The organism is Nannocystis sp., from assembly GCF_016714285.1.
In the GTDB taxonomy this organism is placed as follows: Bacteria; Myxococcota_A; Polyangia; order Nannocystales; family Nannocystaceae; genus Nannocystis.
Window position 1 is genome coordinate 266935 of record NZ_JADJNN010000012.1, and the last position, 23127, is coordinate 290061.

Below are 23127 nucleotides of genomic sequence, written 5' to 3' on the forward strand. Positions count from 1 at the left end.
ATCCGGCCGGCGAGGATGTCGGCGTAGAGGCTGTAGACGAAGGCGTCCTGCTCGGCGTCGTCGCCGAACAGGTACTCGTCCTGGGTCTCGTCCCCCAGGTGGCTGTGCAGGAGGGCCTTGAGCTTGTAGCCGACCTGGCCGCGCAGGGCCCGGAAGCGGCCGCGCAGGAGGTTCTCGAGGTTCGGCTTGAGGATGAAGACGTCGGGCTCGACGCCGTCGAGGCTGAGCTTGCGGGCGAGCACCTTGCGCATCTGCTGGGGCGAGCCGCTGATGAAGGTGACGTGGCGGTTGCTGCGGTCGGCGGGGTCGAGGAGGGCCTGCAGGAGGGCCTGGGCGCCGGCGATCGTGGCCTTGTCCTCGGGCTTCTGCCGGAAGGTCTTGATCAGGTCCTTGAGGGTGTCGAAGTTGGTCGCGAGGTAGGTCTTGTCGAGGTCCCAGCGCAGGTGGACGAGGCGGCGCGGGGGCCCGGCTCCGGGGGGGGTGGGCGGAGGCGCGTCGGTCATGGGGCGGGCTCCTCGAGGTCGCGGGCGACGGGATCGGCGACACCTTCGGCGACACCTTCGGCGACACCTTCGGCGAGCTTGCTGCGCATCGCGGCGACGCCGGCGGCGACGGCGTCGAGGACCTGCAGGCGATCGATCTTGGCGCCGAGGCGGATGGCGTTGAGGAAGGCGCGGCGGCCGGAGTTGGCCTGGGTGACGATGACGGCGCGGTCGAGGCCGAGGAGGGGGGCGCCGCCGTAGTTCTCCCAGTCGGTGAACTCGCGGACGGCGGTGATGCCGTCGGCGAGCATGCGTACGCCGACGCGCCACTGGATCCGTTCGGCGGCGCGCTGGATCAGGGCCTCGGCGGTGGCGGCGACGCCCTCGAGGGTGCGCAGCAGGACGTCGCCGGTGAAGCCGTCGGTGACGACGACATCGGCGTCGCCGGAGGTGACGTGGTCGGCGCGCAGGCAGCCGATGTACTCGAAGCCGGGCTGGCTGTGTTGGAGCTGGCGGTGGGCGTCGCGGATCCGCTGCGGGGCGCTGCTGGTGCTGGCGCCGTTGGACAGCAGGGCGACGCGCGGGCGCTCGAGGCGGGAGATCTTGGCGGCGTAGGCGGCACCCATGGCGGCGAAGGTGACGAGGTCGTCGCTGGTACACGAGACGGTGGCGCCGACGTCGAGCAGGAGGGCGAAGGGGTCGGAGGCGGGGCCGTGCGGGCGCAGGGTCGGGTAGACGGCCGCGAGCGCGGCGCGGCTGACCGAGGGGATCCGCTGCAAGGTTGCGAGGGCGGCGGTGACGATCGCCCCGGGGCCGCCGGCGGACACGAAGATCGCGGCGGGGTCGCGGGCGAGCAGCTCCATGCCGACGACGACGCTCGAGCGCGGGGCGCGGGCGAGGGCGGTGCGGAGGTCCTGCTCGGGGTCGATGCGGTCGGCGGCGTGGACGACCCGCAGGTGCTCGGCGTCGTGGGCGATCCGCTGGAGGGCGAGGGTGATCTCGGACTCGTCGCCGACGACGGTGATCTGGTGGAGGCGCTCGAGGCTGGCGATCGCGGCGGCCTCGAGGGCCTCGCCGTTGCACTCGCGTCCGGCCCCTGCGCCGGGACAGCTGTCGATGACGATGTGCGCCACGGGGCTCGCGTTGTACCAAACCCGGGCGCTGACTGGCGAGGCCCCAGCGAGCCGGACCGCCGCTCGCCAGTGTGACGGGCGCTACAGGGCGAAGCGGTTAGCGAAGCTCGCCGGTGGACGGCGTGACCGGGGCTACAGGCGGGCGCAGCGGAGCTCGACCAGCCAGGCCTCGCAGTCGGCCTCGTTGGCGGCCTCCTCGGGCAATGGGCTGCGGGCGAGGGCGTCGCTGAGTTCGGCCTCGAGCGCGGGCCAGGCGGCCCGGTGGCGGGCGTCGACCTCGGGGCTGACGGCGCCCTTCTCGGCGCCCTCGGCCTTGATCTTGATCAGCTCGAGGGCGTCCGGATAACCGAGCTGCGGGGCGAGGATCCGGAGGTCGGCGATGAGCTCCCCGGTGCGCAGCAGGTGGATGCCGGTGAGGGCGACGCGGTAGGCGTAAAGCAGGGTCTTGGCCCGCGGTCGCTCGGCCTTCTCGTGCTCGCGGCACATGCCCTTGAAGAAGCCCTGGTAGTGGCGAGCGCAGCGGCGCGAGACGCTGGCGCGGGCGAGGGCTTGCAGCTGCAAGAGCTCGGGGCCGGGGTAGAGCTGGAACTTGGAGAGCAGGCGCTCGAGCAGGTTGCCGTTGCCGTTGACGAGCAGCTGGAGGCCCTTGCCGAGCTCGGTGAGGGTGAGGTCGCACTCGGTGGCCTCGAAGTCGACGAGGCGGTCGAAGGTCTCGGGCGGGCGGTGGAGGCCGAGCAGCTTGCGGGTGGGGGCGAGGAACAGGCCCTTGAGGTCGAGGTCGCTGTCGGCCGAGGAGAAGCCGTAGTCGTGGCTGCCGGTGACGCCGCACTGGATCGCCAGGCCGGGCACGGGGCACTGGGCGATGAAGCGGCGGCCGAGCTCGAGGTCGGGGAGGGCGTTGGGCGGGAGGTCGATGGCGGCGGCATGGCGGGGTGCCCGCGGGGGGGGGGGGGGGGGGGGGGGCCCGGTCATGGCGAGGCCTTCAGGACGTCGGCGACGAGCTCGGCGCACAGGCGGTCGAGGCCGGCGTCGTCGGGGGCGGCGGGCAGGGGCGAGGTCGCGGCGGCGGCGTGGACCTGCTGGCCGAGGGCCTCGGCGCGGGCCATGAGCTCGTCGTAGCTGAGGGCGCCGGACTTGATGCCGAGCAGGTCGTCGCGGTCGTCGCGGCGGACCAGGACGCGGCCGGTGCTGACGATCTCGAGGCCCATGCGCAGCAGACGGATGAGGTGGAGGGCGTGCTTGGTGTCGTAGCCGAAGCGGGCCTCGAGCTCGCTGCGCCGCGGGTTGCGGGTCTTTTGCCACGAGAGGTAGGAGTCCCACTCCTTGCGGGCGCCGCGGTAGCGACGCTCGCGTTCGAGGATGTCGAGGAAGTTGGTGCTGAGGTCGACCAGCTCGAGGCGCTGGTCGGCGAGCATGGCCTCGACGGCGCCGAGCTGGTCGCGCGAGATCTGGGCGCGGTCGGGGAGGCCGAAGTCGGCGCGCTGGGGCTCCTTCTGCGGCGGGTTCATGACCCACTTGCGGTGGGTCTTGATCCGGCCGAGCTGCGACATGGCGTAGCCGGAGAAGCTGTCCTTGACGCGCAGCGAGAGGAACTGCTCGCGCGCGGCGAGCAGGCGCTCACCGGCGGGGGTCATGTGCATGTGGCACTCGCTCGGGGTCCACAGCAGCTCGAGCACGGTCGGGTTGGCGGCGGCGGCGAGGCGGAAGTACTTGCGGATCTCGTAGCGGACGTGATCGCCGGTGAGCTCGATCTGCTCCGGGCCGCCGAGGTAGCCGTGGTACCAGCCGGCGGGGCCGACGAGCACGCCCTTGAGGTCGACGTCGGAGGCGGGGGTGGCGAGGCCGTAGGCTTGCGAGCCGTGCACGGTCTCGTAGATGAGGGTGCCGGGGGTCTCCATGACGCCGGGGACGGTATCACGGGGCGCGGGGCGGGGGCGGGCCGGCGAGGGGGAGGTCTTGCAGCTCGGCGCGGACGGCTTGCATGAAGGCGGGGCCGGGGTCGCCCTTGCGGGTGCGGTAGTCGGGCTCGCGCTCCTGGAAGTAGGGGTGGGCCTCGAAGGCGAGGTACTCGTGGTGGCCGATGAGGTGGGTGATGCCGGGGAAGCGGGCGACGAGGTGGCGGACGAGGGCGACGTTGGCGGCGCGCTGGGCCGCGGTGAGCGGGAAGCGGCCGTTGTCGCCGACGTTCTCGACGCCGATCGCGAGGTGGTTCAGGCCGACGACGTGGCGGGCCATCCAGGTCTCGGGCATGAGGCGGACGATGGTGCCGTCGCGGTCGACCAGGAAGTGGGCGGAGACGTTGAGGTCGCCGGCTTTGGCGATGATCGTGCGGCCGCGCTCGACGCTGGGGCGATCGAAGTAGCGCCAGGTGCCGTCGAGCGAGCCGCCGCCGGTGAAGTGCAGGACGATTATCTTCGGGTCGATCGTGATGTCGCTGGCGGCCGGGTCCTGGTGGCGCTTGCGGTAGGTGATCGTCTTCTCGCGGCGGGCGGCGTCGTAGGTGATCGGGCGGTCGAGGATCGCTAGCTCGGGGATCGCGGGCGGTGGTTCAGGGGCGGGTGGCGTGGCGATCGCAGGTGGCGCGTCGGGGGCGGGGTGGGCCGGCGGGCGGCGGGTCGAGCGCGGGCGGCGGGCGGGGGCGAGCGGCGGGGGATGGCGGCGGGCGGCGGGGCGCAGGCGATCAGGAGGCTGGCCGCGAGGACAGGGCCGGAGAGACAGGGTCTTTGGGACATGTACGTGGGGCCAGGCGAGCGCACGGGGCTCACTCGTCCTCGCGGCGGGCCTTGCGGGCGGCCTTGCGCTCGCGGCGGGCCTGCTTGTCCTCGACGGCCTGGATGCGCTTGGCCTGGCGGCGCTCGCTGGGCGGGCGGCCGGGGAGGGCGGGCTGCTCGTCGTGGTGCTCGGGGAAGCTGCCCGGGGTGGCGCCGAGCTCGAAGATGGCGACCTCGCGGCGGGCTCGCTCGCCGATCCGCAGGGGGATGACGGCGGCGCCGATGCCGGCGCCGACGTACACGGCGCCGGAGGGGGGCGTGGCGGTGCGGGTGCCGTAGATGCCGTGGATGTAGCGGTGGCCGATGACGCGGCCGAGGGCGAGCTCGTTGAGGCGGGCGAGGGTGACCTGGCCGGCGTGGGTGTGGCCGGAGAGGACCAGCGAGACGCCGGCGCTCCACAGGCGGTCGGCCTCCTCGGCGATGTGCGAGAGGCCGAGGGTGGGGAGGTCCGGGCGCAGGCCGTGGACGGCGCGCTGCCAGTCGGCGTGGCCGGTGTAGGCGTCGTCGAGGCCGACGACCTGGAGCTGCTGGTTGTGGAGGGTCAGGGTGGTGTGGGCGTTGTCGAGGACGAGGGCGCCGGCGCGTTGCAGGGTGCGGCGGACCTCGGCGCCGCCGGCCCAGTGGTCGTGGTTGCCGAGGACGCAGATGACGGGCGATCGGTAGGCGGCGATGAGCTCGGCGAGGGGGTCGAGGTAGAGCTGGCTGTGGCACACGAAGTCGCCGGTGATGACGACGAGGTCGGGGCTCTGGGCGTTGACGAGGTCGACGGCGGCGCGCTGGACGGCCATCGGGGTGATGCGGCCGACGTGGATGTCGGTGACGTGGGCGACGCGGAGCGGATGGGTGAGCAGCTCGGCGTGGCGGACCGGGCCGGCGAAGCGGCGCAGCTCGATGTGGTCGCCGCCGTCGATCAGCTTGAGCGGGTTCCAGGCGCGGGCGCGGAGGATGCGGGCGGCGAGGCCGGCTTCGGGCGAACCGTCGCGGACGGGCGTGCGGGCCATGGAGCGGCAGTATAGCGGCCTGGGCGTGCGGGTCGGCGGGCGCGAGGTGTCGCGCGGGCAGCGCGTGATCGCGCCGCGGGGCATGGACCCGGCCGGGCGGCGGTGATATTGGGGTGAGCGGGCGCGGAGGCGCCGACGATCCACGCCGTGATCGGCCCATGAGCGCAGCACCGATCCCTCGCCCGGCGCGACGACTGCAGGCAGCGCGGATGATCGGCGCGGCCATCATCGGCATCCTCGCGGAGCGGGTGGTCTCGGGGTCGCCGCACAGCTATCTGGCGCTGACGGTGCCGCCGGGGCTGAGCGTCGGGGCGCTGTACAGCCTGACGATGGCGCTGCTGTCGGGGCTGTGCGCGCTCGGTCTGCTGACCGGGCGGCGCTCGGCCTACGTGGTGTTCCCGCTGCTGCTGTCGATCCACATCGGGGTGTTCGTGCCGGTGCTGGCTCAGGACGCGCCGGTGGCGGCGGTGGTGTTGCTGTGGAATCTGCTGCTGATCGGCGACTACCTGTTCTCGCTGAGCGTGCGCAACCCGCGGGCGCGACGGGCCGAGGTGCACGACGCCCAGGCGACCTGGGTGGCCCGCTACGGCGGCGCGGCGCGGCACCTGCTGCTGGTGTCGGTGCTGGCGACGACGGCGGTCGGCGGGTTTCGCCTGACCGAGTCGTCGACGGCGCTGTACCTGTGTCTGGGGCTCGACGCGGCGGTGGTGGCCGCGACGGCGCCGTTCGTGTTCGGGCTGCTGCGTCAGCGGCGGCGCTACATCATCGGGTTGGCGCTGCTGCTGGTGTTGATGCTGCCGCCGGCGCTGGTGAACCCGGCGGCGCTGCTGGCCCTGCTCGGGGTGTACGCGGCGGGGGTGTTGACGCTGATGCTCGGGCGCAGCCAGGTGTTCGCCGACCTGCTGCAGAGCTTCTATACCCGGCCGGCGCTGCTGATCCTGTCGACCTTCGGGATGATCGCGGGGACGGGGGCGCTGCTCCTGACCTTCCCGGCGGCCTCGGCGGGGCCGCACGCGGTGCCCTTCCTCGACGCGCTGTTCACGGCGATGAGCGCGACCTGCGTGACGGGGCTGATCGTGCTCGACACGCCGGTGGCGTTCTCGGGCTTCGGGCAGGTCGTGATCCTGCTGCTGATCCAGCTCGGGGGCCTCGGGATCATGGTGCTGTCGACCTTCGCCACCGTGCTGCTGGGCGGGCGCCTGGCGCTGCGCGGGGAGCAGGCGCTCGAGGAGGTGCTGGACCTGGCCAGCCCGGGCTCGGCCTACGAGCTGACGCGCTTCATCGTGGTCTCGACGCTGCTGATCGAGGCGGCGGGGGCCGGGCTGCTGGCGCTGTCGTACCACTACCACTACGGCTACGAGCCGCTCGAGGCGCTGTGGCGCGGGGGCTTCCACGCGGTGTCGGCGTTCTGCAACGCGGGCTTCTCGCTGTGGAGCGACTCGCTGATCCAGTTCCAGCGCGACGCGTTCGTGCAGGGGGTGCACATGGCGCTGATCGTGCTCGGGGGGCTCGGCTTCTCGGTGCTGGCGGCGCTGTGGATGTCGGCGCGCGGGGGCTCTCGGCGGTGGTCGCTGCAGACGCGGATCGTGCTGCTGATGTCGGCGGGGCTGCTGGCGGGCGGCTGGGCGCTGTACGCGATGACGGAGTGGAACGCCTCGCTGGCGGGCTTCGGGTCGGCGAGCGACAAGCTGCTGAACGCGCTGTTCCAGAGCGTGTCGCTGCGCACGGCGGGCTTCAACACGGTGGACTATGCGGGGCTCGAGGGCGCGACGATCCTGATGATGGTCGTGTGGATGTTCGTCGGCGCGTCGCCGGGGAGCACGGGCGGCGGGATCAAGACGACGACCCTCGCGGTGATGCTGGCGGCGCTCCCGGCGCTGATCCGCAACCAGCCGCGGGCGATGCTGCTGCGCCGCACCATCCCGCACGACATCGTGTACCGGGCGGCGACGATCATGACGGTGGCGACGATGGTCGCGGTGCTGGCGATCTTCCTGCTGCTGGCGACGCACGAGGAGATGGGCTTCGAGAAGGCGGCGTTCGAGGCGGTCAGCGCGCTGGCGACGGTCGGGCTGAGCATCGGGGCGACGGGCGAGTTGAACGCGACGGGCAAGTGGGTGATCATCTTGACCATGTTCATCGGCCGGGTCGGACCGATCTCCCTCGCGCTGGCCCTGGGCTCGCCGAACGGCAGCCAGATCACGTACCCCGAGGCGAAGATCATGGTGGGCTAGGGCTCGCCGGAGGTTGCAGAATGAGCGGAGATTTCGCGGTCATCGGTCTCGGGCAGTTCGGTCGCGCGGTGGCGCTGTCGCTGGTGCGCGAGGGCGCGGCGGTGCTGGCGATCGACCAGCTGCAGGAGCGGGCGCAGATGGTGGAGTCGGAGGTCGACGCGGTCGCCTGCGCCGACGCGACCAACGAGCTGGCGCTCGAGGAGCTGGGGCTCGAGCGCATGAGCTGCGTGGTCGTGGCGATGGGGGCGCGCGCGCGCGAGACGTCGATCCTGACGACCGCGCTGCTGCGCCAGCGCGGCATCCCGCGGATCATCAGCCGCGCGGCCAACGAGCTGCACGGGCGGGTGCTGCTGGCGGTCGGGGCCCACGAGATCATCAACCCGGAGCTGCAGATGGGGCAGCGTCTGGCGCGCAACCTGGCCCACCCGACGATCCTCGAGCAGATCGCGCTCGACGAGAACACCAACCTGGTCGAGCTGGCGAACCCGGAGCAGTTCATCGGCAAGAGCCAGGAGGAGCTCGACCTGCGCCGACGCTACGGGATCTCGGTGGTGGCGGTCCGGCGCGGGGGCCAGGTGCTGCCGCCGATGGTGCCGGGTGACCGACTCGAGCGCGGCGACCGACTGATCGTGGTCGGGCCGCCGGCGTCGGTGCGACGGATCGCCAGCCTGGCGTGAACGAGGGCCCCGATGACACTGCGCACGCGGATCCTCCTCGGCTACGGGTACCTGATCGGGCTGCTGCTGTTTAGCGTGTCGGTGGCGGCGGTCAACTCGCAGCGGGTGGCCGGCAACGCCAAGCTGATCATCGAGCGAAACATTCGCAGCCTGACGCCCGCGATCGCGATGCTGGAGCAGCTGGAGCGCCAGGACTCGGAGACCCTGTTCGCGCTGCTGCACCCGACCACTGGCACGGGGCTCGACGTCGCGGAGCGGGGCTTCGAGGCGGCGCTGGTGGCCGCCGAGGACGTGAGCAAGGTCGGCGGCGACGAGTTGGACGGGCCGACGCTGGCGGCGATGCGTAAGAACTACGACACCTATCGCAAGGCCCGCGCCGAGCTGCTGTCGCGGGTGTACGAGGACTCGGTGGCGGCGGCGGACGACTACCGCGGGCCGACGCAGACGGCGCTGCTGGTGCTCAAGGCGGAGCTCGACGACTACGTGCAGCGCAAGACCGGGGCGCTCAAGCAGGCCAACGACGAGGCGTCGCGCTCGGCGGTGGAGGGGGCGGTGCTGCTGGGGGTGATGGTGACGGTCGCGCTGCTGTCGCTCGGGTTCTTGTCGCGCAGCTTGCAGCGCGACGTGCTCGGGCGGCTGACGGAGGTGGGGCACGTGACCGAGGCGATCGCGGCGGGCGACCGCCGTCGCCGGGTCCGCGACTTCTATCAGGACGAGCTCGGGCTGGTCGCGCGCCAGCTGAACGCGGCGCTCGACCGTCAGCAGGAGCTCGAGTCGCAGATGCAGGGTCGCCTGCTCGAGCAGCGGCGGATCCTGGTCGGGCTGATGAATCAGTGGCCGACGCCCGCGGGGATGATCGGCATCGACGGCGAGCTGGTAGCGACCACGCTGACCCTGGAGGACGAGGCCGAGCTGCACCGGCTGACCCCGCGGGTGCGGGTCGCGGCGAAGGTCCTGATGACGCGGCGCTTCGTCAAGGCCGAGGAGCTGGCGGTCGACATCAAGGCGAGCGACGGGCGGCGTGTGGTCCAGATCCGGGCGCTGGCCTCGGGTGACAACCAGATCGCGGGCTGGCTGGCGAGCTTCGTCGACCCGAAGATGCATGAGCCCAGCGGGGTGATGGCGCTGCCGCGCGAGCCGAGCGGGGTGTTCCCGATCGGGCCGGACCTGAGCGGGGTGACGCCGATCGTGCGTGAGGGGAGCGGGGTGTTCCCGGTCGGACCGGAGCTCAGCGGGGTGACGCCGGTGCCGCGCGAGGGCAGCGGGCCGATCGGTGGTGGTGGCAGCGGTGAGAGCGGGACGGTGCGGCCAGTGCCGCGGGGCCTCAGCGCCTCGCTGGCGGCGGCGGCGAGCGGGCCGATGCGGGCCGCGTCGCGCGAGCGCGGCGGCGTGATGGCGGCGGCGACGAGCGTGGTGGCGAGCGCGGTGCCCGGCCCCGTGCCGGTCCCCGCGCCCGCTGCCGCGCCAAACCCCGTGGTGCCCGTGGTGCCCGCGGTGCCGGCCCCCGCGTTCGTGCGGCCCCCGCCGCGCGGTTCTGAGGGGTCGTCCTGACCTGGCTCGTACGACGTTCTGCCGGCTGTTGCGAGCCGTGGCGGCGATGGGCCGGGGCTGGTGTAGGATGCGGGCGGCGTGTGCACATGCACGCGGCGGAGGTAGAACTTGGCGACAACAAGGCGACCAGGCGGCAAGGGTAACAACGGCGCGGCCGAGATGATCGGCGACCTCAAGGCGAAGCTCGGGGGCAAGGGCGGCTGGATGGACTGGGTGTGGATCGGCGGCGCCTCGATCGCGGTGCTGGCGGTGATGTTCGGCTCGTTCACCTCGATCGAGCCCGGTCAGGTGGCGGTGCGGGTCAACAACGTGACGGGCGGTCAGCTGACGGTGACCCAGCCGGGGCTCATCACGCGGCTGCCGTTCGGGATCCACACCGTCTTCGTGCTCGACGCGAGCCCGCAGACCTTCTCGATGCACGGGCAGAAGCAGACCGACGACCTGAACGTCGGCGAGCTGACGGTGCGCGCGAGCGACGGGTCGAACTTCCACTTCCAGGACACGACGATCATCTTCCAGATGATCGGCGACGAGGCGGCCAAGGTGATCCGCGACGGCGGGGTCGAGCGCGGGTATCTGCGGTGGATGCGGCCGTACGCGCGGGCGATCCTCCGCGACGAGTTCGGCAAGGAGTCGACGATCTCGGTGAGCAACCCGGCCAAGTTCGGCGAGGCGACCGAGCGGGCCAAGACCCGGCTCAACGAGCTGATCGGGGCGCACGGCCTGCAGGTGACGCAGATCGTGACGCCGCGGCCGCAGTTCACCGAGGACTACGAGAAGCTGATCGAGGAGCGCAACGGGGCCGGCAACCAGCTCGAGGTGATCAAGAGCAACCTGGCGGCGGCGCAGACGACCCGCGACCGCAAGCTGGCCGAGGTCAACCGCGACCAGAACCGGCTGATCCAGGAGAAGCGCACCGAGCTCGAGTCGGGGCTGGCGAGCGCGCTGGCCGAGCAGGCCAACAACACCCGTGAGGCCGACACCTACAAGATCTCGGCGATCGGTCAGGGCCAGGCGATGCGCAGCGCGGCGACGCAGCAGGCGCAGGAGCTGCGCGGGCAGCTCGACGCCGAGTACCGCAGCCGCAAGGCGGAGATCGACGCGTTCAAGACGCAGCCGGTCGAGCGGGTGATGGAGCGGCTGGGCGAGCGGCTCAAGGGCGTGACGATCGCCATCGAGCCGTGGGCGAGCGACGCGTCGCCGTCGCGGGTGGAGATCGAACAAGTGGCGGCTGGAGGTGGCAATTGAGCGCGATCACGAGGATCTCCCAGATCATCTGCCTGTCGGCGATCACCCTGCTGATCGCGCCGACCTGCTTCATCAGCACGGTGCCGCTCGGGGCGATCGGGGTGCGCAGCAGCAGCTTCTCTGGCGTGCTCGAGGCGGACCTCGAGCCGGGCTGGCACCTGAGCATCTCGACGGTGCACAACCTGACGCTGCTGCCGAGCCGCTACCTGTTCCTCGACTACGGCTCGGAGGAGAACCAGGGCCTGCAGATCCGGACCCGCGACAACAACAACGTGTTCGTCGACGTGACGGTGCCGTACCGCATCAAGCCCGGCGAGGCCCACCTGATCATGAAGGCGGGCAACCACGTGCGGACCAACAACGACACGTATCGCTTCCAGCGCCTGGCGACGGAGACGACGGTGTCGGTGCTGCGCGAGGACCTGGCGAACCTGACCTCGTCGGACTTCTACAACACGGACAAGCGGCTGGCGGTCGCGGGCGACACGCTGAAGGTGCTAAACGAGGAGCTGGCGCCGCTGCACCTCGAGGCGCAGGCGGTGCTGGTGCGGGCGGTGACCTTCCGCCCGGAGTACGAGGTGCAGCTGCAGGCGATCCAGCTCAACGAGCAGAACAAGCTGCTCGACGGGGCGCGCCAGAAGGTGGCGCAGCAGCAGCAGGAGCTCGACAACTTCGAGCTGCAGACCACCGCGCTGGCCAACGCGCGCCAGCAGGAGTGGATCAAGATGCAGGCGGACCTCGAGCGGGCGTACCAGGTCGGCTTTGTGGTCGATCCGGACGGCGACCGCACGGTCGGAGCGGCGCGGCGGCAGCTGGCGGCGCTGACCGAGGAGCAGCGCGGCAAGCTGCGCGAGGAGGCGAGCAAGGTGCTCGACATCGCCGACACCGAGAAGATCACCGACGCCTATCTGCTGGGGATCCAGAACATCCAGGCCGAGACCCTCGAGTACAAGCAGCGGGTCACGGCCGGGGCCGACGGCATCTCGGGGCGCCTCAAGGCCGAGGGCGAGGCGGACGTGGCGGCGGTGCGCGGCGACTTCGAGAGCAAGATCAACGCGCTGCTCGGGAGCCCGGCCGGGCGGGCCTACGTCGCGTGGAAGACGGCGGAGAACGTGACCTTCAGCCCGACGCTGACCTTCCAGAGCCGCGAGGGGGTGCCCTCGGTGCTGCGGCTGCGTAACTTTGCGCTGCAGTTCATGGGCGGGAGCTGAGCGGCCGCGCGGGGGCCCGCGGGACATGACCTGTGGGCCATGGCCTGCGGGACATGGCCTGCGGGACATGGCCTGCGGGACATGGCCTGCCTGTGGGGCAGGTCCTGCGGGTTGATCAGGGCGGGGTCGCGGGCGGGGTCGCGGACGGGGTCGCGGTTGTGGGCGGGCGCATGCGCAGGAGCGGGTCGGCGGGCGGCTTGCCGGCCTCGCTCGGGGGGCTTGTGCGGGGTCAGGGGGCGGGGCGGCTGGCCCGGGGTGCCGGTGGCTGGCGCACCGGTGTGGTGCAGGCGGGGGTCGAGCGGGGGGGTCGGCGGGGGGACGGCGGCGGCCTTGAGGCGGGGGTCGAGGGGGACGGTGACGTGGAGGTTCTTGAGCGAGCCGATCGCCTCGGGCTCGACGCGGACGATGCGGTCGGCGATGCGCTCGCCGGTGGGCTCGCGGACGACGACGGCGTAGTCGCCGGCGACGAAGACGCCCCGGAGGCTGTAGTTGCCCTGGGCGTCGGTGGTCGCGTGGGCGATCACCGGGCCGGGGGCGGCGGGGTCGAACACGGGGCCGGCGACCGAGTGCACGGTGACGGCGACCGAGTTCACGCCGGTGCCGGGGTCGCCGGGGCCGCCCTCGGCGAGGACCTTGCCGGCGAGGTGGGTGACGCGCGCGCCGTTGGCGTCGGCGTAAGAGCAGCGGGCGGCGTCGGTCGAGACGTTGCCGTCGCGCAGCGGCGGCATGCGGACGTTGGGGCAGGTGGAGGGGGTGCCGTAGGCGACGTCGCGGGGGTAGCGGTAGTGGCTGTTGGCGCGCGCGCCGGTGCAGGCGGCCCCCAGGAGGAGTGTGAGGGCCAGCGAGGCCAGCGAGGCCAGCCTGGTCTGGGCGGAGATCGATCCGGGCCGGCGAGGAGGGGAGCGACGCATCGCTGGCAGTGTGCCCGAAAGCCCGGGCCGCCGGTTGACCGGCTGTCCCGCATGTGTTTCGCTGGCCTCGTATGGCGGACTTGCGTGGAGATCCACTGGGGATCGAGCTGCACAGCGGCGTCGGCCGATTCATGAAGGCCGTGTACGCATGGACGTTGACCGGCGTGGGGCTGACGGCCGCGACGGCGGGGCTGCTCGGGCGCTCGCCGGAGTCGGTGGAGATGCTGCGCGAGGCGCCGGGATCGGGGCTGCTGTGGCCGGCGCTGGCCGTGCTGGCGCTGGCCTGCGGGACCCGGCTGCACTCGCTGCGACCGCGGCTGGCGCGGGCGGCCTTCCTCGGCTTCTCGGCGCTGTTCGGGGCGGCGCTGGCGTGGATCGGGGCGGTCACGGCGTTGACGCCGGGGCGGCTCGGGCTGGCGGTGGCCGTGGCCTGCGGGGTGTTCGTGGTCCTGGCCGTGTTCGGCAGCCGGACCCGGCGAGACCTCAGCGGCTGGGGTCCGGTGCTGATGGCGGCGTTGCTCGGGAGCATCATCGCCGTGGTGCTGGACCTCGGGGTGCTGCGGGGTGCCGGGGTGCCGGGCCTCGATACCGGCGTTCAGGCGCTGCTGTGTGGGATCTTCGCGGGTTTTGTGGCGCACGACACCCAGAAGATCAAGCAGATGTACCGCGCCCACGGGCCGCGGGACAACCTCGCGGTGGTCGGGGCGCTCAAGCTGTACCTCGACTTCGTGAACCTGCTGCTGGCGACGCTGCGTCTGGTCGGCGGCTACCGCTGAGTGCGTGATGGTCTTGCGCGGGCGCGCGGTCGTGGCATCCTGGCCGCGATCGCGCACCCCGAGGATCGCATGCACCACACCTACCTGTTGTCCATCCTCGCCGTCACGGCGCTGCTCGGCGCCTGCGGCGACGGCAAGTCCAAGCCGAGCAAGATCGCAGCCGCCTTCGAGCATCAGGTCGACCCCAAGGGCGACGCGAAGCAGGCCGGCGAGCAGATGCAGAAGCTCAAGGAGAAGGTCGCGGCCGACGCGGAGGCGGCGGTGCTGGCCCAGATCGACAAGGTCACGGTGCCTGCGGCCGACGTGCCGGGCGAGATCAAGGCGGCCTGCGACGCGATGCGCGGGGCCTTCGATGAGTTCGTGCAGAAGCGCCTGGCGAGCAACAAGGATGAGCTCGAGAAGTGGAAGGTCATGAAGGGCTACGACCTCGACAAGGCGGTCGAGGCCTGCCTGACCGAGAACCAGCCGAAGGTCGCGGCGTGTCAGAAGAACGCGTTCGCGAACGCGTCGCTGGAGATCGGGCGCGACCGGGCCGAGTCCTTGCTCGCGACCTGCACCAAGAAGTTCGGCATGCCGCTCGCGGCGGCGCCGGGTGGCGACAAGGCCAAGCCGCAGGGCTGAGGCCTGAAGCGGGCAGAAGCGGCTGAAACGGCAGAAGCGGCCTCAAGCGGCCAATTGGGGGACGGTGGCGTTTACGCGCACGGGTGGTTATGCTCGTGGACGATGTCTCACCGCCGCCTCCTCGCAATCCCTCTCGCGCTCGTGGCGTGTGATCCGGCGACCGGCGATCGGGACGGCGGGCTGGATGTCCCGGAGGACAGGTCGGATGTCCCGGGGGACATCCGGGCGCCGGGCGGGCTGGATGTCCCGGAGGACAGGTCGGATGTCCCGGAGGACATCCAGGACGCGGCCGAACTCGGGGCGCCGCGCGGGATGTCGCCGCTGGGCGGCCCGCACGGTTGGACCACGCCGACGCCCGCGCCGCTGCCAGCGGTCAAGGCGCCGCTGCCGGCGGCGTATTGCAAGATCAACGTCAACGGCGTCGATCACGACACAGAGACGGACTACGTGCCGCACGTGGTCCAGTGCGAGAACGGGGGCGCCAACTTCGAGGCGCTCAAGGCCCAGGCGATCGCGGCCCGGTCGGTGGCGTACTACGCGATGGCGAACGACGGCAAGATCTGCGACGGGCAGGGCTGTCAGGTGTACTCGTGCAACGCCAACCCGACGCAGGCGCAGCTCGACGCGGCCAAGGCGACGGCGGGGCAGTACCTGTCGTTCAACGGGTGGCTGACCTATGCCTTCTACGTCGCCGGCGACTCGACCACGGCGCCGCCGAGCTGCGTCGACACCGACAACGGCAACGCCTCGGCGACCGAGAAGTGGGTGACCTTTAATAATGGCAAGACGGTCTACGACGTCGACCAGACGGGGCTCGGCTTCAAGTTCCCCGAGGACGTGAATGTGGCGGGCTACGGGCAGAACCGCGGCTGCATGTCGCAGTGGGGGGCGCGCTGTCTCGAGAACAAGAACGGCAAGAACAGCACGGACATCCTGCAGTTCTACTTCGGCGCGGACATCCAGATCTTGCAGGCGGAGGGGTCGTGCGTGGTCCCGCCGAACAAGCCGGCGAGCGGGTCGCTCGACGAGGTGAGCTGCACGCAGCTGCGCGGGTGGGCCTTCGACGGCGACAGCGGGGCCGCGGCGATCAACGCGTACGTCAGCTTCAATGCGCCGCTCGGAGATCCGGCGGCGGTGTCGATCACGCTGCTGGCGTCGGAGCAGCGCGACGATCTGTGCGACATGCTCGGCAGCTGCACGCACGGCTTCTCGCACGGGCTGCCGCGCTCGCTGATGGACAACCAGCCGCACCCGGTGCACGCGTACGCGGTCGATCCGCAGGCCGATCCTGTCGAGGTTGGCGGTAGCCCGAAGGACCTGCTGTGCCCGCCGCCGGCGCTGCCGGAGGGGGTGCGGCGGCACATTGGCAGCCCGGAGGTGTTGGCCGACTGGCAGTTCGACACCTTCTGGCAGATGGCGAAGGTCGACGACGCGACGCTGAACGCGATCGCGGAGTGGCAGGCGATCCCGACCTCGCCGCTGCTGATGCGGGTCGAGGGCGACCCGGCGGTGTGGCTGTTCGACAACGGGTTTCGTCGGCTGATCCCCAGTCCGGAGGTGGCGGCGGCCTGGAAGATGGATCTCAACGCGGCGGCGCTGTGGACCGCGGAGGAGCTGATGATGGTGCCCGAGGGCACCCCGCTGCGACCGGAGCCGTTCCTGATCACGGGCGCGGGGCCGGCGGTGTACCTGATCGACGACGCGCAGTGTCCGGCGCAGGGCGACCCGAACGACCCGCTGTGTCCGCCACCCGACCCGAGTGGGGGTAGTGACGGCGGCGAGAGCAGCGGCGGGGCGGGCAGCTCGGGTGGCAATACCCCGACCGAGGGCTGGGTCGGGTCGGAGGGCGGCGCGAGTGCGTCGAGCGGGGCGGGCGAGGGCGGGCAGTTGGACAGCGGACCGGCGTTGCCGCCGGGGTACGGCGGCCAGAGCGGCTGTGTGGTCGATCCGGTCCAGCGGGGAGCGCCGGGTGTGCTCGTGCTCGTGGGGGTGTTGTTGCGGCGACGGCGACGCTGGCGTCGGTTGTTGGGGGGTCGGCGGTGGTCGGCGCTGTGCTCGCGGGGCGACGCTAGCGATCGGGCAGGTGGATCGGCTCGGGGCCGGCGAGGGTTGGGGGCGCGAGCAGGGCGTCGAGGCTGCGCTGCGTGATCGGGTGGTAGGCCGGACGGGCCTTCGCGTAGATCTCGTGGGCGCGGGGTTGGCCGGTCGGTGAGGCGAGCAGGGCCTCGTAGATCGGGGTCAGGTATTTGCGGCGGCCGACCTCGACGAGGAAGCGCTCGAGACGGGCGTCGGCGGGCCGGTAGTCGTGGGTGGCGGCCAGCAGCAGCCACTGCGCGAGCACCTCGTAATTGCTGCTGGCGCCGAGCTGGAAGGCGGCGTCGAGCTGATCGAGCAGGGCCACGGCGTTGCTCGCGGTGAGCGGGAGGCTCCGCAGGAAGTAGATCCAGTGCTGCGGGCTCCACGTGCGGGTGGGCAGCTTTTTCGCGGGGGTCTCGCCGCGGGCGAAGGAGGCGGCTGCGGTGGCGACGGCGTCGAGGCCGGGGGCGCGGGCCTGCGGGGCGTCGGGGAGCAGGCCGGGGCTGGTCAGCCAGAGCTCGAGGTCGGGGGTGTTCTGGCCGGGGAGCAGCGGCTGGGTGAGCAGGACCTCGCGGAAGAAGCGGGTGAACTCGGCGGTGGGCTGGCTGGTGAAGGCGTGCTCGGCGAACCAGCGGGCGAGGGCGAGGTCGAAGGCGGGGCGGCCGAAGGCCTGCTCGAGGCGGCGCAGCAGCAGGTAGCCCTTCTCATAGGGGATGTCGGAGAACACGTCGTCGGGGTCGCGGCCGGCGAGGTCGACGTGGAGGACGGTGTCGCCGGGGTGCTCGGCGAGGGCGGCGAGGTCTCTCTCGAGGTCCTGGCGGCCGAGGGCGGCCTCGATCTCGGCGCGCTCGGCCCCGTAGATGGCCTCGACGATGCGGCGCTCGAGGTAGACGGTGAAGCCCTCGTTGAGCCAGAGGTCCCGCCAGGTGGCGTTGGAGACGAGGTTGCCGGACCAGCTGTGGGCCAGCTCGTGGGCGATGAGGGCGACCAGTGAGCGGTCGCCGGCGAGGATCGTGGGGGTGACGAAGGTGACGCGGGGGTTCTCCATGCCGCCGAAGGGGAAGGCGGGCGGGAGGACCAGGACCTCGTAGCGGCCCCAGCGGTAGGGGCCGAATTGCTGCTCGGTGGTGGTGAGCATGGCCTCGAGGTCGGCGAACTCGGCGCGGGCGCGGGCGACCAGGCTGGGCTCGGCCCACACGCCCGTGCGCGGGCCGGTACTGGCCGACTCGAGGCGGCCGACGGCGAGGGCGAGCAGGTAAGGGGGGATCGAGTGGTCGAGGGCGAAGCGGTGGACCTGGCCTTCGGGACCTGTCTCGACGGACAGGGTCTCGGCGGCCATGACGGGCACGGTGGGGGCCGGGCTGCGCACGCGGGCGTCGAAGGTGATGCGGATCCCGGGGCTGTCCTGCACGGGGACCCAGGAGCGGGCGTGGATCGCCTGCGACTGGGTGTAGAGAAAGGGGGCGAGGTGGTCGGCGGTCTGCTCCCGGGCCGAGCCACTGCAGGCCGCTGGCGGCGGGGGTCGTACGGTAGGTGACGCGGACGCGGTCGACCGCGGGCGGCAGGTCGATGTGCAGGGGTCGGCCGAGCACGGGATGCAGGCCGCCGAGCCCGAAGGTGGTGGCTGCGCCAGGCGAGGTCGGTGGCGCCGGCGAGGCGCAGCGGGGGATCGGTGGCGGCGGCGGCGGCGACCTCGACGCGGTCGATGGCGAGGTCGCGGGTATCGAGGATCAGCTGGCGGGCGTCGGGGCGGCGGGTGATGGCGAGGGTGACCGCGCCGCTGAGGATGTGGGAGTCGAAGTCGACGACGAGGTCGAGGCCCAGGTGGGTGACGCGGGCCTCGTCGGGGCGGGCGAAGGAGTGGGGTCAGGGCCGGGGGCCTGCAGGGGGGGAGGGCCGGGACCGCGGCGGGAGGGGTGGGGATGGTCGGCGTCGGGGTGTTCGACATGCACGCGGGCCCGAGCGAGAGGGTGAGGACGAGGTTGGCGAGCGCAGGGCGCGAGGGGAGGCGCAAGGTGGGGCGACGATAGCGGAAAATGCGAAGGGCCGGGCGCTTGCGCGTCCGGCCCCGATGTCGCTCAGGCGGGCAGCTGGCCCGCGGTGGCGTCTTCTCTAATCGCGGCTGGTCAGGGACATGACGAACTGCAGGATGTACCAGAACATCAGGGCGACCGAGGCGAACAGGGTCAGCGCGGCGGCCACGTAGGCCTGCGGGTGGTAGTGCCGCATGATGTTGGAGGTGTCGTAGAGGATGTAGCAGGCCGACAGCGCGATCATGAAGACCACGAAGAGGATGCCGAGCTGGAACCCGAAGATGAGGCTGAAGGCGATGAGACCCAGGGCGCCGAGGCTGAGGATCATCAGGGCGCCGCGCATCCACGAGAAGTCCTTCTTGGTGACCATGACGATGCCGGTCAGGGCCGCGAAGATGGCGAGGGTGCTGACGCCGGCGGTCATGATGACGTCCGGGCCGCCGTAGGCCTGGGCGAGCAGGAGCAGCGGGATGAAGATGACGGCCTCGGCGAGCACGTAGAGGCCGAGCCCGAGGTACTGCATGGGCCGGCTGCTCGAGTGGCGGGCGAAGTAGTCGGCGATCCAGCTGACGCCCACGAACAGGAGGAGCACCAGGCCCCAGTGGGTCTGCAGCATCGACACGCCGAGCTGGCGCATGACGGCTGTGTTGAGGAAGACGAACTCGAGGGCCACGAACGCGGCCATGGCCCCGCCGAGGTGGAGGTAGGTGCGCTCGATGAACTTGGCGCGCTCGGCGACGCTGGTGCCGGCGTCGGCGTCCTGGCCCTGTTGATTCGGGTAGTACGACTGCTGTTGCTGGTTGAAGCTCACGGAGACCTCCGGGGCGATGCGCCCGCGACCGCCAAGGTAGCGTCCCTGGCGGCGGTGGGCAAGATCGAGACCGGCGTTTACAGGGGCGGGGAGAGGGCGGTACGTACGGGCTGATGGCGAAAAAGCGCGATCCGATCGGGGCACTGATGGACTTGAACGTCGGGCGTCACCCGCTGACGCGCCTGCAGCGGCTCGCCAACGCGATGCGCGCCGGGGCTGTGCCGCTGGCGGCGCTCGATGAGACGGTGACGGTGGACGAGAGCAGCGGGGTCGTCACGCGCATGATGGCGCTGTGTGGCCACTGCACGGGGCCGTGTTGCAGCACGCTGCGGATCCCGATCACGGTGAGTGACGCCAGGCGGCTGGCGCAGCACCTCAAGACGACGGTGGCTCGCCTGCCGTTGCTGGGGAAGGACGGGCTCGAGGAGGAGGCGGAGGATCTCGCGGGTTATCTGTCGAAGGGGGCGAGCCCGTGCCCGTACTTCGAGCGCGGCTGCTCGGTGCACAGCTTTCGCCCGGACGTGTGCCGCAGCTTCGGGCTGCACCACTGCATCGGCACGGGCAGCTTCGTGCCCGTGGGGCGCCTGCGTGCGGCCGCGGGAGTCGAGGCCTGAGCGGGGAGGTGACGGTCGCGGTGCGCGGGCTGTGCAAGCAGTTCGCGGTGCCGCGGCGTGAGGCGGGCCTGCGGGCCGCGCTGCGGGCGTTGTTTCGCCGCGAGTACACGCGCGTGGATGCGGTGACGGAGCTGTCGTTCACGCTGGCGGCGGGCGAGCGGGTCGGGTTCCTCGGGCCCAACGGCGCCGGCAAGACGACGACGCTGAAGATGCTGGCGGGGCTGCTGTATCCGGACGCGGGGGAGCTGCGGGTGGCGGGTCAGGTGCCGTCGCAGCGGCGGCCGGAGTTCCTGCGGGCGATAAGCCTTGTGATGGGGCAGAAGCGGCAGCTGAGCTGGGACCTGCCGGCGGTCGACACCTTCGAGTTCAACCGGGTGGTGTTCGACATCGACGCGCGCGACTACCGGCGGCGCCTCGACGAGCTCGTGAGCCTGCTCGCGGTGGGCGAGGTGATGCGCCGGCCCGTGCGCCAGCTCAGCCTCGGCGAGCGGATGAAGTGCGAGCTGGTGGCGGCGCTGCTGCACGCGCCGCAGATCTTGTTCCTCGATGAGCCGACGATCGGGATGGACGTGGCGATGCAGCTGGCGATCCGCGAGTTCGTGCGCCGCTACAACGTCGAGCACGGGGCGACCGTGATCCTGACCAGCCACTACATGGAGGACGTGGCGGCCCTGTGCCCGCGGATCCTGGTGATCGACGGCGGGCGGCTGCGCTTCGACGGCAGCATCGAGGCGCTGACGCGGCGGATCCGTCCGCTGCGGCGGCTCAGCGTGCGGGCGCAGCTGCCGTCGCGCGAGGCGCTGGCGGAGCTCGGGAGCGTGGCCGAGATCGAGGGCGACCGGGTCAGCCTCGACGTGGCGCCGGAGCGGGTGTCGGCGGTGGTCCAGGCGCTGCTGGCCCTGCCGGGCGCGCAGGATCTGGCGGTCCGCGACGCGCCGCTCGAGGAGGTGATGCGCGAGCTGTTCCGCGGGGCCGCGGCGGAGCCTGGCGCATGAGCCAGGTCGGAAGGGACATGTCGCGGGGGACAGGTCCGGGGGCGGCGCTGCTGCGCGCGGGGCGGGTGCTGGCGGCGATGTGGCGGCTGGGGTTGGCGGAGGCGGTGGCGTACCGGGCGGCGATGCTGGTGTGGATCTTGACGACGACCTTCCCGCTGGTGTCGCTGGCGCTGTGGTACAGCCTGGCGGCGGACGGGCCGATCGGGGACTACGGGCGGGCCGACTTCGTGGCCTACTTCGTGGCGGCGTTCCTGATCCGCCAGCTGACGGCGAGCTGGGTGGTTTGGGACCTGTCGGCGCAGATCGCCAGCGGGGACCTGAGCACGCTGCTGATGCGGCCGGTGCACCCGCTGCTGCACCACTTGATGCAGAACCTGGCGGCGTTGCCGGTGCGGATGGCGCTGGCGCTGCCGCTCGGGGTGCTGGTGCTGGTGCTGGCTGGCGGGATCTCGGCGGCGCCGGGGCTGCACCTGCTGCTGGTGCCGCTGGCTGTGGTCCTGGCGTGGCTGCTGGGGCTGTGCGTGCAGACCTGCGTGGCCTGCCTGGCGTTCTGGGTCACCTCGTCGACGTCGCTGTTCGAGGTGTGGCTCGGGCTCTACATGGTGCTGTCGGGCTACGCGGTGCCGACCTCGCTGTTCCCGGCGGGGCTCGTCGCCGTGGTCCGCTACCTGCCGTTTCATGCGTCGCTGGGGTTTCCGGTGGAGCTGACGATCGGGCGGCTGTCGGGGCCGGAGATCGCGGCGGGCTTCGCCACGCAGGTGGTGTGGCTGGTGCTGTTTGGGGGGCTCGCGCGCTGGCTGTGGCGCCGCGGGCTGCGGGCCTACGGGGCGGTGGGGGCGTGAGGCTGCGCTACTACCTGCGCCTGGTCGGCGGGCAGCTGCGCATGAGCGTGCTGGCGGCGCTGCAGTACCGGCTCGGCTTCTGGACGCAGGGGGTGCTGGGGATCCTGTGGAGCGCGCTGGGCATGGCGCCGCTGGTGATCGCGGCGTCGCGGCTCCGAGTCGGTGGCCGGCTGGAAGCCGGTCGAGCTGGTGCTGCTGACGGGCTGCTTCACGACGATGACCGGGCTGTGGAGCGCGCTGCTCGGGCCGGCGCTGATCGCGAGCATGAACCACATCCGCCGCGGGACCCTCGACTACGTGCTGCTGCGCCCGGCCGACGCGCTGGTGCTGTGCCTGGTCGCCGAGTTCGCGCCGTGGTCGCTGATCGAGGCGCTCGGCGGGCTGCTGCTGATCGTCGGGGCGCTGATCCAGCTCGGGCGGATGCCGGGGCCGCTCGAGTTGCTGGCGGCGCTCGGGCTCGGGCTGGCGGGGATGCTCGCGCTCTATGCCCTCGGGGTGATGGTGCTGTGCGCGAGCTTCCGGGCGATGCAGCTGCAGAACCTGACGTATCTGATGGAGGCGGTGCTGGACTTCGGGCGCTGGCCGGCGCAGGTGTTTCGCGGGGCGCTGCGGGTGCTGTTCACGTACGTGGTGCCGCTGGCGGTGATGACGACGTACCCGGCGCAGGCGCTGCTCGGGGAGCTCGATGGCACGACGGTGGCGACGGCGCTGGTGACGAGCGTGGGGCTGATGCTGGTGGCGCGGCTGCTGTGGCTGCGGGCGCTGCGGGGCTATACGTCGGCGTCGAGCTAGTGCGTCGATATGGTTGTGAACGATACGGGGGCGGTCCGGCTGGTACGGATTCCATGTTGGTGCAGAACGCGTTGGGCGCGGAGGACGTCGCACGGGCCGGTGCGGTCCGGCTGCTTGCCCGCGGATGCTCGAGAAGCCGGATGTCCGGAAGAGGCCTCGCCCTCAAACACGGCCTGACAAACCGTCGCCGGGGCGATTCCCGGGTCTACGCCGGACTCGGTCGAGGCCTCTTCCGGCCCTCCGGCAAGCGAAGCCCCCGCCAAGGGACGGTGCGGTCGGCGTCGCCGAGCAGCCGGACCGCACCGGCCCTGAGCATACGACATGGCCGCATGGACATGTCTCTTGCGA

At 71.8% G+C, this 23127-nt stretch carries 19 protein-coding genes and 1 pseudogene; 12 read left to right on the plus strand and 8 right to left on the minus strand.

The features are described 5' to 3' along the window. Positions 1-8 precede the first annotated feature (8 nt). The 6 genes and pseudogenes from IPJ59_RS38020 to IPJ59_RS22065 all read right to left on the minus strand — a co-directional run. Positions 9-503 (minus strand): annotated as a pseudogene (locus tag IPJ59_RS38020) (phosphatase domain-containing protein); the annotation flags it as partial. After that, on the minus strand, positions 500-1615 hold the full coding sequence (locus IPJ59_RS22045) for a hypothetical protein (RefSeq protein ID WP_293273179.1): 1116 nt from the start codon (positions 1613-1615) through the stop codon (positions 500-502). The pseudogene IPJ59_RS38020 and the gene IPJ59_RS22045, both read right to left, overlap by 4 nt. Positions 1616-1747: 132 nt before the next feature. Next, positions 1748-2587: a nucleotidyltransferase domain-containing protein gene (locus IPJ59_RS22050; RefSeq protein ID WP_293273180.1), complete on the minus strand. Its 840-nt coding sequence runs from the start codon at positions 2585-2587 to the stop codon at positions 1748-1750. Further along, entirely contained in the window at positions 2584-3513 is a 930-nt protein-coding gene (locus IPJ59_RS22055; RefSeq protein WP_293273181.1) for a DNA polymerase beta superfamily protein, read from the minus strand. Before IPJ59_RS22055 ends, IPJ59_RS22050 begins: the two co-directional genes overlap by 4 nt. Before the next feature lie 16 nt (positions 3514-3529). Next, entirely contained in the window at positions 3530-4333 is an 804-nt protein-coding gene (locus tag IPJ59_RS38025; RefSeq protein ID WP_366524657.1) for an N-acetylmuramoyl-L-alanine amidase, read from the minus strand. A 43-nt stretch (positions 4334-4376) separates the two neighbouring features. After that, positions 4377-5387 (minus strand): metallophosphoesterase, encoded by a 1011-nt coding sequence (locus IPJ59_RS22065; protein WP_293273182.1) that lies wholly within the window; start codon positions 5385-5387, stop codon positions 4377-4379. A 158-nt stretch (positions 5388-5545) separates the two neighbouring features. On the opposite strand from IPJ59_RS22065, the gene IPJ59_RS22070 reads away from it, so the two are divergent. From IPJ59_RS22070 to IPJ59_RS22105, 8 genes are all read left to right on the plus strand, one after another. After that, positions 5546-7621, plus strand: coding sequence for a TrkH family potassium uptake protein (locus IPJ59_RS22070; RefSeq protein WP_293273183.1), 2076 nt, complete (start codon positions 5546-5548; stop codon positions 7619-7621). 20 nt (positions 7622-7641) lie between these two features. After that, positions 7642-8298, plus strand: coding sequence for a potassium channel family protein (locus IPJ59_RS22075; RefSeq protein ID WP_293251433.1), 657 nt, complete (start codon positions 7642-7644; stop codon positions 8296-8298). 12 nt (positions 8299-8310) lie between these two features. Further along, on the plus strand, positions 8311-9849 hold the full coding sequence (locus tag IPJ59_RS22080; RefSeq protein ID WP_293273184.1) for a methyl-accepting chemotaxis protein: 1539 nt from the start codon (positions 8311-8313) through the stop codon (positions 9847-9849). A gap of 108 nt (positions 9850-9957) precedes the next feature. Beyond that, complete coding sequence (locus IPJ59_RS22085) at positions 9958-11097, plus strand: SPFH domain-containing protein (RefSeq protein ID WP_293251435.1); 1140 nt, start codon at positions 9958-9960, stop codon at positions 11095-11097. Then, complete coding sequence (locus tag IPJ59_RS22090; protein WP_293273185.1) at positions 11094-12308, plus strand: SPFH domain-containing protein; 1215 nt, start codon at positions 11094-11096, stop codon at positions 12306-12308. Before IPJ59_RS22085 ends, IPJ59_RS22090 begins: the two co-directional genes overlap by 4 nt. A gap of 982 nt (positions 12309-13290) precedes the next feature. Further along, positions 13291-13995, plus strand: a complete 705-nt coding sequence (locus tag IPJ59_RS22095) for a Bax inhibitor-1/YccA family protein (protein WP_293273186.1) — start codon at positions 13291-13293, stop codon at positions 13993-13995. A gap of 69 nt (positions 13996-14064) precedes the next feature. Beyond that, complete coding sequence (locus tag IPJ59_RS22100; RefSeq protein ID WP_293273187.1) at positions 14065-14616, plus strand: hypothetical protein; 552 nt, start codon at positions 14065-14067, stop codon at positions 14614-14616. Positions 14617-14718: 102 nt separating this feature from the next. Next, complete coding sequence (locus IPJ59_RS22105) at positions 14719-16764, plus strand: SpoIID/LytB domain-containing protein (RefSeq protein WP_293273188.1); 2046 nt, start codon at positions 14719-14721, stop codon at positions 16762-16764. Here IPJ59_RS22105 and IPJ59_RS22110 read toward each other — a convergent pair. Together IPJ59_RS22110 and IPJ59_RS22115 are read right to left on the minus strand one after the other, a co-directional pair. Further along, positions 16685-18103 carry a M1 family metallopeptidase gene (locus tag IPJ59_RS22110; RefSeq protein ID WP_366524653.1) on the minus strand — a complete coding sequence of 473 codons (1419 nt, stop codon included), beginning with the start codon at positions 18101-18103 and terminating at the stop codon, positions 16685-16687. The genes IPJ59_RS22105 and IPJ59_RS22110 overlap by 80 nt on opposite strands. 701 nt (positions 18104-18804) lie before the next feature. Beyond that, the gene (locus IPJ59_RS22115; RefSeq protein WP_293251442.1) at positions 18805-19536 is read right to left on the minus strand and encodes a Bax inhibitor-1/YccA family protein; all 732 of its coding nucleotides are present in this window, start codon (positions 19534-19536) and stop codon (positions 18805-18807) included. A 113-nt stretch (positions 19537-19649) separates the two neighbouring features. Here IPJ59_RS22115 and IPJ59_RS22120 point away from each other — a divergent pair, with 113 nt between their 5' ends. The 4 genes from IPJ59_RS22120 (at position 19650) to IPJ59_RS22135 (ending at position 22779) form a co-directional block, all read left to right on the plus strand. Further along, positions 19650-20150: a YkgJ family cysteine cluster protein gene (locus IPJ59_RS22120; RefSeq protein WP_293273189.1), complete on the plus strand. Its 501-nt coding sequence runs from the start codon at positions 19650-19652 to the stop codon at positions 20148-20150. Positions 20151-20158: 8 nt separating this feature from the next. Beyond that, on the plus strand, positions 20159-21145 hold the full coding sequence (locus tag IPJ59_RS22125) for an ABC transporter ATP-binding protein (RefSeq protein WP_293273190.1): 987 nt from the start codon (positions 20159-20161) through the stop codon (positions 21143-21145). Then, positions 21142-21987, plus strand: coding sequence for an ABC transporter permease (locus IPJ59_RS22130; RefSeq protein ID WP_293273191.1), 846 nt, complete (start codon positions 21142-21144; stop codon positions 21985-21987). The genes IPJ59_RS22125 and IPJ59_RS22130 overlap by 4 nt, the downstream gene beginning before the upstream one ends. Before the next feature lie 162 nt (positions 21988-22149). After that, positions 22150-22779 carry an ABC transporter permease gene (locus tag IPJ59_RS22135; protein ID WP_293273192.1) on the plus strand — a complete coding sequence of 210 codons (630 nt, stop codon included), beginning with the start codon at positions 22150-22152 and terminating at the stop codon, positions 22777-22779. The last annotated feature ends 348 nt before the right edge of the window (positions 22780-23127 follow it).

What these genes read in the sequence shown, in the direction of transcription:
- IPJ59_RS22050 (WP_293273180.1), bottom strand. Translation starts at nt 2,587, where the DNA reads ATGACCGGGCCCCCCCCCCCCCCCCCCCCCCCGCGGGCACCCCGCCAT.
- IPJ59_RS22055 (WP_293273181.1), bottom strand. Translation starts at nt 3,513, where the DNA reads ATGGAGACCCCCGGCACCCTCATCTACGAGACCGTGCACGGCTCGCAA.
- IPJ59_RS22065 (WP_293273182.1), bottom strand. Translation starts at nt 5,387, where the DNA reads ATGGCCCGCACGCCCGTCCGCGACGGTTCGCCCGAAGCCGGCCTCGCC.
- IPJ59_RS22070 (WP_293273183.1), top strand. Translation starts at nt 5,546, where the DNA reads ATGAGCGCAGCACCGATCCCTCGCCCGGCGCGACGACTGCAGGCAGCG.
- IPJ59_RS22075 (WP_293251433.1), top strand. Translation starts at nt 7,642, where the DNA reads ATGAGCGGAGATTTCGCGGTCATCGGTCTCGGGCAGTTCGGTCGCGCG.
- IPJ59_RS22080 (WP_293273184.1), top strand. Translation starts at nt 8,311, where the DNA reads ATGACACTGCGCACGCGGATCCTCCTCGGCTACGGGTACCTGATCGGG.
- IPJ59_RS22095 (WP_293273186.1), top strand. Translation starts at nt 13,291, where the DNA reads ATGGCGGACTTGCGTGGAGATCCACTGGGGATCGAGCTGCACAGCGGC.
- IPJ59_RS22100 (WP_293273187.1), top strand. Translation starts at nt 14,065, where the DNA reads ATGCACCACACCTACCTGTTGTCCATCCTCGCCGTCACGGCGCTGCTC.
- IPJ59_RS22105 (WP_293273188.1), top strand. Translation starts at nt 14,719, where the DNA reads ATGTCTCACCGCCGCCTCCTCGCAATCCCTCTCGCGCTCGTGGCGTGT.
- IPJ59_RS22120 (WP_293273189.1), top strand. Translation starts at nt 19,650, where the DNA reads ATGGCGAAAAAGCGCGATCCGATCGGGGCACTGATGGACTTGAACGTC.
- IPJ59_RS22130 (WP_293273191.1), top strand. Translation starts at nt 21,142, where the DNA reads ATGAGCCAGGTCGGAAGGGACATGTCGCGGGGGACAGGTCCGGGGGCG.